Here is a 14,339-nt window from a genome sequence, read left to right on the forward strand (position 1 = left end):
CCCAGGAAAAATCCGTCTTTATGCTCAGAGAAACCCCGTTTCTTCCCCTGAATTTTTCCTATTTAACCGGCGCGCTAGGCGGCTTCCCTCGGCTGTGCCGGGGTGAGCGGCTTTTTTCCGGTTAGCTGGCTGTACTGCCACGGGACAAGCTCTTGCGCCAGCTTGAAGAACTGAGCGATCGGAGGGATTTGCAGGCGATCGCGGGTGGTTACCAGCACCACCTGACGGGTTAGCGCCGGTTCAGCGGAACCGGAGGCGGTTTCCAGCTTGCGAACAGCTAGAGTCGGGTCTGAAATTGCTTCAATCAGGGCAGATTCGGGCAGTAGGGCAATCAGCTCTCCTTGGCGCACGATTCCCCGGAAAGCGTCCAGGGTATTCAATTCTAGCGCAGCTTGCAGCTTCAGCCCCCGCCGGTCGAACTGCTCCTGCACCAGGCGCTGCATGCCGTAGCCATCTTTAAACAAAACTTGCGGGTAGCGGGCTAATTCCGACCAAGGCACACACTCATACTGGCTAAGCGGGTGGTTCGCCGCCATCAGCACCTCCAGCGGCTCGCTGTAAAGCGCTTCCACCACCATTTCCGGACCGGCGGTTAAAAAGCGGTTGTTCATCACCAGGGCGATGTCAACCAGCCCGTCTTTGAGGACTTTCAGCGCCCGATCGCTGCCCAGGGAGGTGACGCGCAACTGCACTTCCGGGTAATCCTTAGCAAATTTTTGCAGCACCGGCGGCAAACAGTAGGCGCAGACAGAGTGAATCGCGGCGACGCACAGTTCTGGCTGCTTGCCGGCACGCAAGTCCGCGAGCTCCTGGGTGGCATTCTGCCATTCCTGACAAATTTTGCGGGCGCGGGGGAAGAAGCGCTCGCCCCCCAAGGTCAGTTTAGCCTGAGCTGTCCTGTGGAACAAAGGCAGTCCCAGATCGGCTTCCAGCGCCTGGATTTGCCGGCTAATCGTAGATTGGGTGACGCCGCACTTTCCCGCCGCTTGCTGGAAGCTGCCGGTTTCCGCGACTGCTAGGAAGGCTTGCAACTGCTCTAACCGCATGGTTGTGTGTAGCCTGGATCGGTTTTATGTATACCGTGAGGATAGCCTGTCTGCCGGTATCGTTCAGTAGATTTTGATACAGCCCGCGTTTTTCGTTCCTCTTGGCCCAGGAAAATCCTCCCTTTGGCAGAAGTAGGGTGCGTTACCCTGGGGGTAACGCACCCTACAAAAGCAGTAAGCTGTACCCTACCCTCGCTCCCAGGCGGAGTCTGGGAACGCGGTTCTGGAGGCTCTGCCTCCTTTCCCCAATAAGCAAATTAAAAGCCTAACAGCTCGGGGTGCGTTCCGCAAGAACGCTACATTTTATGGGGTTTTGTCCTGACAAGCTGGTAAGAATTGTACAGGTTATGGTAAAGGATATAAAACATCGGGCCGAGAGCGACCACCGGCTTGAGGAAGGCAAGAGAAAGCCACACGGTGAGCATGGTATTTTTCTGGCCGAGAGATTGGCTGGCTTCCCGGGCGAAGTGTTTGCCTCCGATGAGGAATCCCACGCCAAAGTTGGCGGCGCATATCAGAAGGGAGATTGTGGCAATGGCGGCAATCGTCAGGGGCGAAGTTGTGGATTCGTAGAGAATAAAATGGGAAGCTTTTGCGCCGGCGATAAACAGCACGGCACTCCAGGCGTAGAAAGACAGTATCTTGAATTTCCCAGCCGACTTCAGGACTTGCGGGTTGAGGAGTTTTAGGGTTTGGACGACAGCGAGCGGGATTAAGAACAGCCCTAAAACTGACAGCAAGATTTCTCGCGGGGAGACGGAATTGGCTTGATGCGTCAGGAGCGGGATGAGAAAGGGGAGCGTCAGGGCAATGATACTGTTAGTTAGGATAACAGAGAGAGTGACATATTCTACGTCGAGGGCGAGAAAGCTGGCAACTGCTGGGGCGGTGATGCCGGTGGGGGCGATGGCGGTGATAAAGGACACAAACGCCAGGTCTGAGTTGAAGGGAAGCAGAAGTAAATAGGCTGTAATGGCTAGGGCGATATTGGCTATTATTATCCATAGGGTGCTTTTATAAAAAGTATTTATTTTCAGCTCTAAGAACGGGAAGAATAGGATAAACATCAGCAGGGGCTTGAGCAGGAAGGAATAGCTGCCGGCTTGGGGTAAAAGTATTCCTAGAACTATAGCAACAACAGGCAAGATAGATTTCATAAAAACAAGGCTCCTGTTTTTATAACACTGTCATTTACTGGCTGGCTTGGCGCGATTTACGGAGCGGTCGCTATCATCTGTCTGCGGACAGAAATCTGCTTTCTATAGCGTAGCCGGTGCCGGCAGGGTTTGTTGGGCTGCCGGCGGGGAAGAGGATTAAATTTATTGGAAGAATCCCAACTATCTTACCTTGCAGCCCGATGGGGCGGACAGGGGTTGACACCACTGATCTGGGAAGGCAGTTAGGGCACGGACGTAGGACAGGCGTTCCCTCCGATCAAAGCTGTCCTAATAAAAGGCGTAGGACAGGCGTCTCGCCTGTCCTCATCCCCCATATTCGACCGCGCCCAATACTTTGAGGGTGGCTTTTTGGGCTTCGGTTAAACCGGCAGCGCCGGTGATGTTCATGCCTTCGCAGGGTCTGGGCGCTCGCATGGTTTTCAGGAGAGTGCCGGTTTTGACATCCCAGAGCTTAATGGTTTCATCGCCACTGCCGGTGGCGAGAATTGAACTATCCGGACTGAAGGCAACTGAAGGCACCCAATGATCGTGCCCCTGCAAGATGGCAAGGCATTCATGGGTGCGGACATCCCAGAGACGCACAGTTTTGTCAATACTGCCACTCGCCAGGATATGACCTTGAGGACTGAAGGCAACTGAATGCACCCAATTGTCGTGTCCCTGCAAGATGGCAAGGCATTCATGGGTGCCGACATCCCAGAGACGCACGGTTTTGTCATCACTGGCACTTGCCAAGAGTTGGCCATCCGGACTGAAAGCCACGGAATTTATCTCTCTTTCGTGTCCGTGTAAAGTTGCCAGACACTGACCCGTGCCGGCATCCCACAACTTCACGGTCCTGTCACGACTGCCACTGGCGATAATTTTGCCTTGAGGGCTGAATGCCACTGAAAACACTCGCTCTGTATGTTCCTGTAAAGTCGCCCGACATTCCCTCGTGCGAACATCCCATAACTTGACTGTCAAGTCATCACTGCCACTGGCGAGAGTTCGACCGTCGGGACTGAACGCCACTGAATACACCCAATGCCTATGTCCCTGCAAAGTTGCCAGACATTCACCAGAGGACACATCCCATAACTTCACGTTTGTATCATCACTGCTAGTGGCGACAGTCTTGCCTTCAGGACTGAAAGCAATAGTACTCACTAACTCCCTGTGTCCCAACAAAGCAGTCAAACACTGACCGTTATTGACATCCCACAACCTGATCGCTCTGTCAGCACTGCCACTTGCCAGGATATTACCTTGAGGACTGAAAGCAACTGAATATATCCAATTAGTGTGTCCTCGCCAAGTAGCTAGGCACTCACTTTGACTAACATCCCCAACATCCCATAGCCTCACCGTTTGGTCATAACCGCCACTAGCAAGGGTTTTCCCATCCGGGCTGAAGGCCGCTGAACGTATCCAAGCCGTGTGCCCCCGCAAAGTGGTTGCGGCGCGGCAGTTGCGAGCGTCTCGGATATCCCATAGCTTCACGGTTTGGTCAAAACTCCCACTGGCAAGGGTTTGCCCATCCGGACTGAAGGCAACTGAACGCACTTGATTGCTATGCTCCTGTAAAGTGGTGAGGCATTGACTGCTGCCGGCATCTCGGATGTCCCATAGCTTCACGGTTTTGTCATCGCTGCCACTGGCCAAGGTTTGCCCATCCGGACTGAAGGCAACAGCACGAACTGTATCCGTATGTCCCAGCAAAACAGCTAGGCACTTACCTTCACCAACATCCCACAGCCTGACACTGCTATCCCTACTGCCAGTAGCCAGGGTTTTACTATCCAAACTGAATGCAACTGCATATACCCGATCGGTGTCTCCCTGCAAAGTCTTCCGGCACTCCCCAGTGACGGCATCCCATAACTTCACCGTTTTGTCCTCACTGCAACTGGCGAGAGTAAGCCCGTCGGGACTGAAGGCAACCGAATTTACCCAATTCCTATGTTCCTGTAAAATTCTGACGCACCTGCGCTCACAAACATTCCATAACCGCACCGTTTCATCATCACTGCCACTGGCTAAGGTTCGCCCATCAGGACTGAAGGCAACGGAGTTTACCGTAGAGGTATGTCCTTTGAGGGTAAAAAGTTTTTGACCGTCCGCAACGCGCCATAAGTGAATCCCGCCTTCGTAATCCCCGGCAGCCAAGAGTTTACCACAAGGAGAAAATGCGACGTAAAAAATTATGGCAAAAGTTTCAGTAAAAACAGAATTTTCTAGGTCTGCGCCAGCGAAATTGACCCCCTGCAAGTTCACACCTCTGAGGAAAGCTTGCCAAACCGGCAGGTTAGAAAAGTCAGCGCTGGTTAAATCCACCTGCATCTGGCAAAGCAGATTGAGCGCGTTCCCACCGGCATACCCCGGCTTGGGGTTTTCTCGCAGCCCAGACAGGATTTGCTTTAACTGGCATCCCACACCGGCTTTGCTCCCAAAACCAGCCAGCAGCCTTTCCGCAACTGGCTGGAGGATAACGCGCGTTTGCGCCTCCCTAACGTAGTCCTTCGCCGTCGCTTTAATCAGCGCATAGCGTTGAAATAAGGCAATTTCTCCCGCCTCAATCTCTTGACAGCACTTGTCTATCAATCGCTCAGTCATGTACTCCATAACTGCCGGCTGCAGGGTGAACCTGCCGGCACTTCTCTCAATCAAAGAGCGGTGCGCCAGAGATTTTAGAGCCTCTACCAACTTCGCTTGCGCAACTCGCGGTATAATATCCTCTCGCAAGTGCTGTGTTGCCACCGGCTCCCGCTCAATCGCTAGCCAGTACATCACCTGCTTTTCCAAAGCTGACAGGCGATTGTAATGTTCATCGAGCAGGAAGCGAATCCCGGCGAAAGCCAGAGTGTTTTGACTTAAGAATTCGGCGATATTCCCATCATACACCTCTTTAATAGTTGTGGCAACTATTTTTAAGAATAGGGGATTTCCTCCGCAGCGATGAATCAGTTCTTGGGAAGGGGAAACTCCGAAACGCCCAGATTCGCTGCTGGCTGCTCGATCGCCCCTAAAGTCCAGACCTTTAGCTTGTAAGATTGGCTGCCCTTCGCTTTCGGACAAACCAGGTAAGTAGCGTGAGCGAACCGGCAGTGTTTCCCCTTCCTGCGCTGTCAATTCTCTCGGTTTCTCGCGACTGGTGAGCAGCAAGCAGCTGCGGTGGGGCGTTTCTCCCACCCGCCGGAATAATTCCCCATACTTTTCATAGCCCTGACGATACTGCCCTGCGCTGTCGCCACCCAGCAAAATCGACTCGGCATTATCCAGCACCAGCAGACAGCGGTGCCGGCGCAGATAGTCGATCAGCAGGGAAATTCGATCCTCTGCGGTGTCTGGCAGATCCTCCCTTTCGCCTCTGCGAACTTCGGGGGAGTTGGGGGGGATCTGGCTTTTCAAGAACTGGATCAGCACCGCCAGGATGTCTTGAACAGGTGGGGCGTTGCGCAGACTTCGCCAGATGAGGTACTGGAATTCGCTCTCAATCCGATCTGCCAGTTTCACAGACAGGGCGGTTTTGCCAATCCCCCCGATCCCCAACAGCGCCACTAGCCGGCACTTATCTCGCACAATCCACTGCTCTAGCGTGTCGAGGCAGTCGGTGCGCCCAAAGAACAGGCTCACATCCGGGGCGTCTCCCCAATCCCGGTGGGTGTTAGGGGTGTTTGGGGGCTTGCTGCTAGGTTTGTGGGCGGCATCGTCCTCTAAATCGGCGGCGACATCCAGCCATTCTAGCCCCAAGAGGCGGCAGAGTTCAAAAAAATTCTCGCGGGAAACGGGTTTGCCATTAAGGAAGTTGCCAACCGTAGCTAAGCCAAGTTGAGCGTGTTCGGCTAAAGCCTCCTGCTTGGCATAGCCCTGGCGAACGAGAGCCGATTTGACTTGCTTGACGCACTCTCGGCGCACCCGGATTGATTTTTGGGACATAGCTCACCTTGAGAACCCCCAATAAGATTATATAGCAATAGACAGTCAGCTTAGGACACCGGGATACGAAGTATAGGCGTAGGGCAGGCGTTCCCTCCAAGCCCTCAAGGTCTTTGGGACAGGCGAGACGCCTGTCCTACCTCGGAACCTAACTGCCTACTATTATATAGTGCGTCTAAATCATTTGTGTAAATTTCAGAACCCCGGTTTCTTTAAGAAACCGGGGTTTTGGGCCCCTGGGAGCTTTTGTGACGGCGCAACTCAGGGGAAAGTCAGGAACAAGTCAGTGGTTGCTAACCGGCTGTCTCAGGACAATCCCAGTAACGGCCAAGATTTAATAAAGTTGTGGCGTTCAAAGGTAGCCTTATGACATCGGAAAAAAGCTTTAACTGTCTCTGGCAAGCGGCACCGATTACTGTTATTGCAGTTGTCCTTTTTATCGTCAGTCCAGTTTTAGCGCTCGCTTTCGCGTTAGGGATTGTCTACCGGCTGTTATTGGCAAAGCCGGTGGCTGCAGCCGCACTGCCGGTGCCGCCGGCTCCTTTAAGGGAATTGGTTATCGAGATTGACGCTGCCAAGAGGGAGCGCCAGGTGGCGGAAATCACGGAAACGGAAGACTTCCAGCGCTTGCTGCAACAGGCAAAGCAGCTGAGGCGCTCCTGGGAGGTCCGCTGATTGGGCTAAAGCCCAACTACGAACTTTTGGGCTAAAGCCCAACTACGAACTTTTGGGCTAAAGCCCAACTACGAACTTTTGGGCTAAAGCCCAACTACGAACTTTTGGGCTAAAGCCCAACTACGAACTTTTGGGCTAAAGCCCAACTACGAACATTTTCAAGTCAGAGCTTGGGAAGGAGGGAAGGGCAGGCGAGACGCCTGCCCTACGCCTATATCTCGTAGGACCGGCGTTCCCTCCGATCCCACGTTTACAAAGGCCACTCTTGCAGGGCGAAGGCGACGCCTTCTCGCAGTGCCGGTGCCAGTTGGGGGCTATTCGCCAAGTCTTGTAATTGCCGGTGAGCGTGTTCTGGAGCCAGCTGTTTGAGGGCGGCGAGGGCGTGCAGGCGGACACCGGCATCTGGGGAAGCGAGGAGCTCCATGAGGGATTCTGTTGCCCGCCGGTCGCCGAGTTGGGCCAGCGCTAGGGCGGCGGCTTGCTGGACGCCTGGATTTTGCAGGGTGGGGAGGTCGGATTTGAGGAGTTCTATGAGAATTTCACCGGCATTTTGGGCGGTTGCGGGGTGTTCGCTGCGCCCCAAAATGGTGACGATTTCTTGAGCGAGGGCTGGGGAAGCAAAGGGTAGCGCCTGCCGCAAATATTCTACTGCTTCAATTGTGCCTATCCAGCCCAGGGCTAGCGCGACTTCTATTTGTAAGGGCACTGGCGTTGCTCTGGAAAGCAGGACTTCCCAGAGGGCTGCGGCTGCCGGTGGGGTTCCCACGCGCCCGAGGGCGAAGGCGGCTTGCTGGCAAACGTCAAAATTAAAGTCCCAAAGCCGCTGGCGCAGCAGTTGGACGAGTTGAAATGGGTCGAGGGTGTCAGCGCGCAAACCCAAGCCGGTGACGGCTTGTCGCCTGACGCTGGCGGCTGGATCGCTGAGGGCGCTCAGCAGCACCGGCGGGATGCGCTCGTCGCGCAAGCCAACCAGCCCTTCAATGGCGGCGGCTCGCACTTGGGCCACAGGATCGCGGACGGCGCTGAGCAGGGGCTTGATGGTTTCGGGATGCCCGATTTGGGCGAGAGCTCGCACGGCAAACAGCCGGGTGTTTTCTTCGGCGAGCAAATCGGTGAGGGCTTCAATGGCTGCAGGGCCTGAATTGGCCAGGGCATCGGCGGCCATTGCGCTCAACTCCTCACTCTCGGCGGTTTTGAGGAGTTCTGCGAGGGCGGCTACCGCTTCGGGCCGGTGGAACTCGCCCAAAATGCGACCGGCAAACCAGCGCAAGTCTGTGTCGGCTTCTTCATCTTGTAATATGGCAATTAGCGGCTCAATGGCTTGCGGTCCGAGACTGGGAAATAGTTTGGCAACGTCCCAGCGCTCTTGGAAGTCGCCTGCTTCTAAAATTTCTAATGCCCAGCTGAGCAGTTGAGTGCCGGCTTTTTGCAGCAGCTCCGATTTCTCAGAGGGTGTGGCCCGATTTTCTCTGTCGAGCAATTGCTGCAGGTAGCGGTTAAGTAATGGCCAGTTGGCTTGCGTGGCGGCTGCATTCGCTTGCTCTAAAACTGAAAACCTCGACATCGTTAAAGTTCCAAGTCAACAATTTTTTACAAAAAAGGCTTGCCAGAGGTGGTAGCTCCCGACAGTCCGGTTGCCGGCGTTCAGCCCGAGCTGCGCTTCCCATGACTACCCACACCTTATGCTGAATCTCTGCTGCTGAGGAGGGGGGAAATGTAAATAAAGCATTAAATTTATGCGAGAAGTTCATAGGGAGAAAGATTTTGGCATAAACTATATAGCAGCAGTCATATTGGTTAGAACAATAGAAGCTTCGGGAGTGGGGGACCAAGGGAGGCCGGAATGTAGGTTTCCTAAATGCTTACTGCTATATAGACGTAGGGGGGGCGTCCCGCCCCCCGTGAAGGTCTAATGTTCTAACCTAAGTGCATACTGCTATATATAGCGTCTCTCATATTAGTGAGGTAGGGAGAAACCCGGTTTCTTAAAGAAACCGGGTTTCTGGGCCATATTTCATCCAACTGAGAACCGCTATATATTGGCGGCCTGACCCGGCTAAATAAGCGAGAGACATTCTTGACTCAGAGAGAATTTTATGGCTTTAAACGTCGAACTTTTGGAAGAAAGCTTTAATCGCATCAAACCGCAGGAAGAAGAGTTTGTCGGCAGCTTCTACGACAATTTGTTTGGGGACTATCCGGAGGTAAAGCCTTTATTTGCCCACACCAATATGAAAGAGCAGCGGAAGCATCTGTTCAGTTCTTTGGTGCTGGTGGTTAACAACCTGCGCAAACCAGATGTGCTGTCAGACGCCCTCAAGGGACTGGGAGCGCGGCATGTGAATTATGGCATTTTACCGCAACACTACCCGATGGTGGGAGGGGCGCTGCTGAAAACGTTTGAGTCTTACTTGGGAGCGGACTGGACGCCGGAGGTGAGGCAGGCGTGGGTGGATGCCTATGCTGCGATTGGGGAGCTGATGCTAGAAGGCGCGCACTATCCGGAGGAAATTCTGAAATTGGGCGATAGAAACTGAACGAATAAACCTCTTCAAGAAACCGGGTTTCTTGAAGAAACCCGGTTTCTGCAACTTAAGCGCCGGCTTTTACTAAAACGGAATCTCCCTCTATTTTGACTTGATAGGTTTTGAGGGGTTTGGTTGCCGGACCTTTGATCACTTTTCCATCAGGAGCGAAGTCGGTATCGTGACAGGGACAGTCAAAGACTTTCTCATCGGCTTCCCACTCGACCAAACAGCCTTTGTGGGTGCAGGTGGGATCGACGGCGTACAGGGTTTTGGAGTCAGCTGGGTTGCGAACGACTAAGACGGGGCCGGTGGGCAATGTCTTATTCTGGATTTTACCGTTCTTGTCCAACTCCGCCACGGTGCCGGCAGCCACGAATCCATCGGCGCGGGGGGCACCCGCTACCGGTGCCGGTGGGGTGGCAGCTGTCGGTGGGGTGGGTTGTGCCTTGGTGGTGCTGTCGGGAGAGCAGGCGGCGATCGCCACCGGCAGGGAACTGGCCATCCAACCCACTCCAACCCAAGTTAAAAATTCACGACGGTTCACAGGCGTTTTCTCTCGCAAATTTAGGATTTTGAATCTTTCATTCTTAGCACGGACTGCCGGTTGCTGTCAAGCTGTAGCTGTAGGGTGCGTTACGCAAAGCGTAACACACCGGTAACGCAGCGGTAATACATACATTAAAAGTTCACATTACCACGGGCTGCCAATCATGGTAAAGCCAGACCAATAATAGGGATGGGATAGATTTGCGTTCTCTGAAGTCGCCAGTTGCGCCGGCAGGGGAACTGCGCCGCGAGTGCCGCCACTGCGCAATGTCCCCGACTCTATCCGCACCTCTCCCCGAATCATCGCTAGCTGCGCTTGTCGCAGCGCCTCCGCCTTAATTTTGGCATGGTTCAGCTGGCTGTAAAATTCGGTCATCAGCCCCAAAGTTCCCTCGTCGCTGACGTACCACAGACTCGCTAAAGCTGTTTTTACTCCCGCCGCCACTGCAAAACCGGCAAACCCCAACTCTGCTTTTTCATCACCGACTGCAGTGCGACAGGCAGACAGCACCAGCAACTCCACCGGCGGATTGTTCAGGCGCAGCTTGCTCAGCTCGTTCAGGCGCAGCTTTTCGTCCCACAGCGCAATGTAAGAATTCTTGATTTCCCCCGGTTGAAATTCCCCATGTGTGGCTAGGTGCAGAATCTGATAAGGATAGTTCTGCCGCTGATCGTTGAGATTGTTTCGCGTGAAAGCTTCGTTCAAAAAAGCTTGCCCCCGCCACAGCTGTCCGGTGATAGTTTGCAACTCTACCGGCACTGCCGGCAAGGGATTTTGGTCGCGAAATTGCGACGCGCCCATTGCCAGCACTCGCGCCCCCTTGAGGGATTGATACCGCGTGTCCATCAAACTGACACTGGGGATAAGGGCGAGACTGTACTTTTCCACGAGAAACTGTTTGCCGTCGTGCAGCGCCGCCACCGGCAGCCCCCGCAAGCCGGCATCCATACTGAACAGCAGGGTGTTGATTTTAGCCGCTTGCAGTTCCTGCTCTATTGGCGCAATCAGCCACTGATATAGCTGCTGCGCCGGCTGCAAATAGCTGGTGGTGTTGCGCAGGCGCGGCGCTGTAATTTTGTCGCGAAACGCTTGCGCTACTTCCAGCAGTTTCTCGCGCTTTGCTTCCGGCACAGCCCTGCGTATTGGCCGCCCTTCTGGAGTGAACACGACCAGCTCCAATTGATCGGGCAGTGCGGTAACATATATTATAGCAGACTGATTTTCTGTTTGCGAAGCAATCTTTGCCAGAGCCTCTCGGATGCTTTCTGATGACGTAATTTGGTTAGAAAAATTTATGCCAAAATACTGAGAAAATTCTTTCTCCCGACTTTGCTCTAGCAAGGTGGTGATATTGCCGGCACTCAGGGAGTTATTGACAGTTTGAGCCGGGGCTACAGGCTGCGCTTCAGTTTTTTTTGCATCAGGCTTATTTTCCGCAGTGTTCTGGGAGTTAGCACTGTTTTGCTGGGATTCAGCAGCCGGTTGCGCCTGCGTATTGTTTTGCTGGGATTCAGCAGCCGGTTGCGCTAGGGCACTGTTGAGCTGAGATTCAGCAGCCGGTTGCGCCTGCGTATTGTTTTGCTGGGATTCAGCAGCCGGTTGCGCTAGGGCACTGTTGAGCTGAGATTCAGCGACAGTCACGGGTTGTGCCTGGGCACTGTTTGGCTCGGGTTGAGCGATTGTCAGGGGTTGTGTCTGGGGATTGTTTGGCTGTGTCCCTGCGACAGTAAGGGGCTGTGTCTGAGGATTCTTTAGCTGTGTCCCTGTGACTGAGATGACAGCGGATTGTACCTGATAATTGTTGGGTTGGGGCTGACTGGTGGCAGGAGGTTGGGGTTGAGAATTGGCCGGCTGTGTTGCCGTAGAAGGTTGGGGTTGAGAAGTGGCCGGCTGTGTTGCCGTAGAAGGTTGGGGTTGAGAAGTGGCCGGCTGTGTTGCCGTAGAAGGTTGGGGTTGAGAAGTGGCCGGCTGTGTTGCCGTAGAAGGTTGGGGTTGAGAAGTGGCCGGCTGTGTTGCCGTAGAAGGTTGGGGTTGAGAATTGGCCGGCTGTGTTGCCGTAGAAGGTTGGGGTTGAGAAGTGGCCGGCTGTGTTGCCGTAGAAGGTTGGGGTTGAGAATTGGCCGGCTGTGTTGCCGTAGAAGGTTGGGGTTGAGAATTGGCCGGCTGTGTTGCCGTAGAAGGTTGGGGTTGAGAAGTGACCGGCTGTGTTGCCGTAGAAGGTTGGGGTTGGGAAGTGGCCGGCTGTGTTGCCGTAGAAGGTTGGGGTTGGGAAGTGGCCGGCTGTGTTCCCGTAGAAGGTTGGGTTTGGGAATTGGTGGGCTGTGTTTCCGTAGAAGGTTGGGTTTGGGAATTGGTGGGCGCGGGGGATTGGGATTCGCCGGAATTTTGTGCCGGCGAAGTGTTAGAACTGTCTATTGATTGGAGATTTCCTGTGCCAGCGCTGCTGCCATTGCGAATAATATTGCCACTCGGACCATTAAATGCTTGGGTTGTAATAGATCCAGTCTGGATGGTATTGCTGTTACTGCTTAAGGTAACGTTTCCACTGGAGATTTGCCCGAAAGTGGTGAGGTTGCCGGTGGTGATGCTTCCCCCGCTTGTGATGGTAATTGCGCCGCCGGCAGCTGCCGGAGAACTCGTGTCAATATTGCCGGCTGCTATACTGGCACCGGCAATGGTGACATTTCTCCCTTCTGCCCGGATGGTGTCGCCGGCATTCATGGAAAATGAGCCGGTGCCATTGCTGTCGGCATCAGCTCTGAAGGTGATGGAACCGCTGCCGGCGTTAAAAGTTAATTGCTGGTCGGATATTGGCGCTACGGTAATATTGTTACTCGCTTCTAATATGACTGAGGCATTTCCATTGAGGCTTTCCAGACTCGCTTCGGAAATAGTGAATGTGCCGGTGCCCTCTCCCAACAGGATCTGACTGTCGGACACGGCGCTGTCATTTTGGCCGAAACCCACACCGGCAATCGTGATATTTTCTGGGTCGAGGAGCAAGGTGCCGGCTGTCCCAAAGGCCGCACTTAAATCAGCTGTGCCCCGGAATATCAGGTCCTGTTTCCCCGAAACTTCCGCAAATCCGCCACGGCCTGAATTGCTGCCCCCACGGGCGCTGATGTGACCCAAGAAATGTGTCGTTTTATCTGACCAAACTATAACACGCCCCCCATTTCCATTCCACAGGGCGTCTGCATTAATCGCTGAATCTGAACTGACAGAGGTGTGTGAGGCATTGGGCACAGTTCCCTCCCCGCGATAGTCGCCCCCAATCCGCACCTCACCGCCGGCATTTGCACCGGAAGCGTTAATCTTTGCACCCATAAGTCCGGCGCGGTTTCCCAGGATATTCACCGCACCGCCAAAACTGCTGGGCGCAGACACATCTATAGGACCGGCAGCAATTGCCATCCCCGATTCCGCCGGTATCCTCACCCCAGAACCTGTCAGCAACACTTCGCCTTTCTCACTCACACTCAGCGCGGAAGCGTGGCCAAAATCTGGTCTGCCGGTGAGCAGTTGCGGTAAAGACAGCGGTTGTAGAACAGGCGTTCCCTCCGCTCCTGTTAGCGCCACCGGCTCTATGTCCAAACTCAACAGATGCCCCTCTTGAGAAATCCGCACGGCACTCTCACCCGGCACACCGGCAATAGTAATATTCCCTCCAGGACTTGTCAGGGAGCCGGTATTTATTACTGTCCCTCCCAACAGGGTGAGATTCTTCCCAGGCGTCAGTGTTAAATTCCCCTCATTGACAATTGCGCCCGCTTGCGGTAAGGTGAAAGAAAAACCGCTTGGCGTCCCCACTAACATCGTGTAATCGTTGCTGCCAGCGGCATTAAACCAGCCCGAACCCAACCCGATGCCGGTGGCTGTTGTGGCGGTGAAGTCTGCCGGCACGTTTAAACTTGCATTTGGGCCAAATAGGATGCCGGCGGGGTTCATTAAGAAGAGATTGGAGTTCCCCCCGCTGACTTGGATTAACCCATTTATATAGGAGGCGTCGCCCCCGACAACCCGCCCCAGGATATTGCGGATATTGGGATTGCTGATAAAGTTGGCAATCTGCCCCTCACTCAGGCCAAATTTCTGGAAACTGTGAAAAAGATTCGCGCCATCTCTTGACAGTGACCCGCCCTGTATGTTAAAGGTATTGCCTTGGGCAGTGACAGTTGTGCCGGTGCCGTCGGGTGCCGGTGCCATGCTTTCCGCTTGGGCGAGTGCTGGTTTAGCGGTGGCAAAGTAGCCTGAGGTAAGAACAAGCAGCAACGAACTTAATGAGCCGGCAGCGGATTTCATAGACTTTGCTTCCTGGCGGTTGATGTTTATCAAACCTTTCGCTTTCTACTTTAACAAGATTTTTCTCGGTTCAGCCGATTCCTTTACAATTCTTTAAAATGACCTGTTAGGTTTTTAATCTGCTTGTTGCAGCAAGCAAGGAGAG

8 protein-coding genes are annotated in these 14,339 nt (G+C 54.0%); 2 read left to right on the forward strand and 6 right to left on the reverse strand.

Going from position 1 to position 14,339, the window contains the following annotated elements:
- Positions 1-74 precede the first annotated feature (74 nt).
- From OSC10802_RS0131770 to OSC10802_RS0131780, 3 genes are all read right to left on the reverse strand, one after another.
- Positions 75-1,046, reverse strand: a complete 972-nt coding sequence (locus OSC10802_RS0131770; protein ID WP_017720804.1) for a LysR family transcriptional regulator — start codon at positions 1,044-1,046, stop codon at positions 75-77.
- Between the two features lie 296 nt (positions 1,047-1,342).
- The gene (locus OSC10802_RS0131775; RefSeq protein ID WP_017720805.1) at positions 1,343-2,203 is read right to left on the reverse strand and encodes a bile acid:sodium symporter family protein; all 861 of its coding nucleotides are present in this window, start codon (positions 2,201-2,203) and stop codon (positions 1,343-1,345) included.
- A 324-nt stretch (positions 2,204-2,527) separates the two neighbouring features.
- Positions 2,528-6,142, reverse strand: a complete 3,615-nt coding sequence (locus OSC10802_RS0131780) for a WD40 domain-containing protein (RefSeq protein WP_017720806.1) — start codon at positions 6,140-6,142, stop codon at positions 2,528-2,530.
- A 366-nt stretch (positions 6,143-6,508) separates the two neighbouring features.
- Between OSC10802_RS0131780 and OSC10802_RS0131785 the strand changes: the two genes are divergently transcribed.
- On the forward strand, positions 6,509-6,817 hold the full coding sequence (locus OSC10802_RS0131785) for a hypothetical protein (RefSeq protein WP_017720807.1): 309 nt from the start codon (positions 6,509-6,511) through the stop codon (positions 6,815-6,817).
- 250 nt (positions 6,818-7,067) lie between these two features.
- On the opposite strand, the gene OSC10802_RS0131790 is transcribed toward OSC10802_RS0131785, so the two are convergent.
- A complete protein-coding gene (locus OSC10802_RS0131790) occupies positions 7,068-8,381 on the reverse strand; it encodes a HEAT repeat domain-containing protein (protein WP_017720808.1) in 1,314 nt (437 codons plus the stop codon).
- Positions 8,382-8,913: 532 nt separating this feature from the next.
- On the opposite strand from OSC10802_RS0131790, the gene OSC10802_RS0131795 reads away from it, so the two are divergent.
- Complete coding sequence (locus tag OSC10802_RS0131795; protein WP_017720809.1) at positions 8,914-9,354, forward strand: globin family protein; 441 nt, start codon at positions 8,914-8,916, stop codon at positions 9,352-9,354.
- A 55-nt stretch (positions 9,355-9,409) separates the two neighbouring features.
- On the opposite strand, the gene OSC10802_RS0131800 is transcribed toward OSC10802_RS0131795, so the two are convergent.
- Positions 9,410-9,889: a QcrA and Rieske domain-containing protein gene (locus OSC10802_RS0131800; RefSeq protein WP_026098992.1), complete on the reverse strand. Its 480-nt coding sequence runs from the start codon at positions 9,887-9,889 to the stop codon at positions 9,410-9,412.
- A gap of 147 nt (positions 9,890-10,036) precedes the next feature.
- On the reverse strand, positions 10,037-14,194 hold the full coding sequence (locus tag OSC10802_RS0131805; RefSeq protein WP_052334368.1) for a CHAT domain-containing protein: 4,158 nt from the start codon (positions 14,192-14,194) through the stop codon (positions 10,037-10,039).
- Between the last annotated feature and the right edge of the window lie 145 nt (positions 14,195-14,339).

The sequence above is a fragment of the Kamptonema formosum PCC 10802 genome (assembly GCF_000332335.1).
Lineage (GTDB): Bacteria > Cyanobacteriota > Cyanobacteriia > Cyanobacteriales > Oscillatoriaceae > Oscillatoria.

Excerpts from the sequence above, each read along its gene's own strand:
- OSC10802_RS0131770 (WP_017720804.1), bottom strand. The coding sequence starts at position 1,046 with ATGCGGTTAGAGCAGTTGCAAGCCTTCCTAGCAGTCGCGGAAACCGGC.
- OSC10802_RS0131775 (WP_017720805.1), bottom strand. The coding sequence starts at position 2,203 with ATGAAATCTATCTTGCCTGTTGTTGCTATAGTTCTAGGAATACTTTTA.
- OSC10802_RS0131780 (WP_017720806.1), bottom strand. The coding sequence starts at position 6,142 with ATGTCCCAAAAATCAATCCGGGTGCGCCGAGAGTGCGTCAAGCAAGTC.
- OSC10802_RS0131785 (WP_017720807.1), top strand. The coding sequence starts at position 6,509 with ATGACATCGGAAAAAAGCTTTAACTGTCTCTGGCAAGCGGCACCGATT.
- OSC10802_RS0131790 (WP_017720808.1), bottom strand. The coding sequence starts at position 8,381 with ATGTCGAGGTTTTCAGTTTTAGAGCAAGCGAATGCAGCCGCCACGCAA.
- OSC10802_RS0131795 (WP_017720809.1), top strand. The coding sequence starts at position 8,914 with ATGGCTTTAAACGTCGAACTTTTGGAAGAAAGCTTTAATCGCATCAAA.
- OSC10802_RS0131805 (WP_052334368.1), bottom strand. The coding sequence starts at position 14,194 with ATGAAATCCGCTGCCGGCTCATTAAGTTCGTTGCTGCTTGTTCTTACC.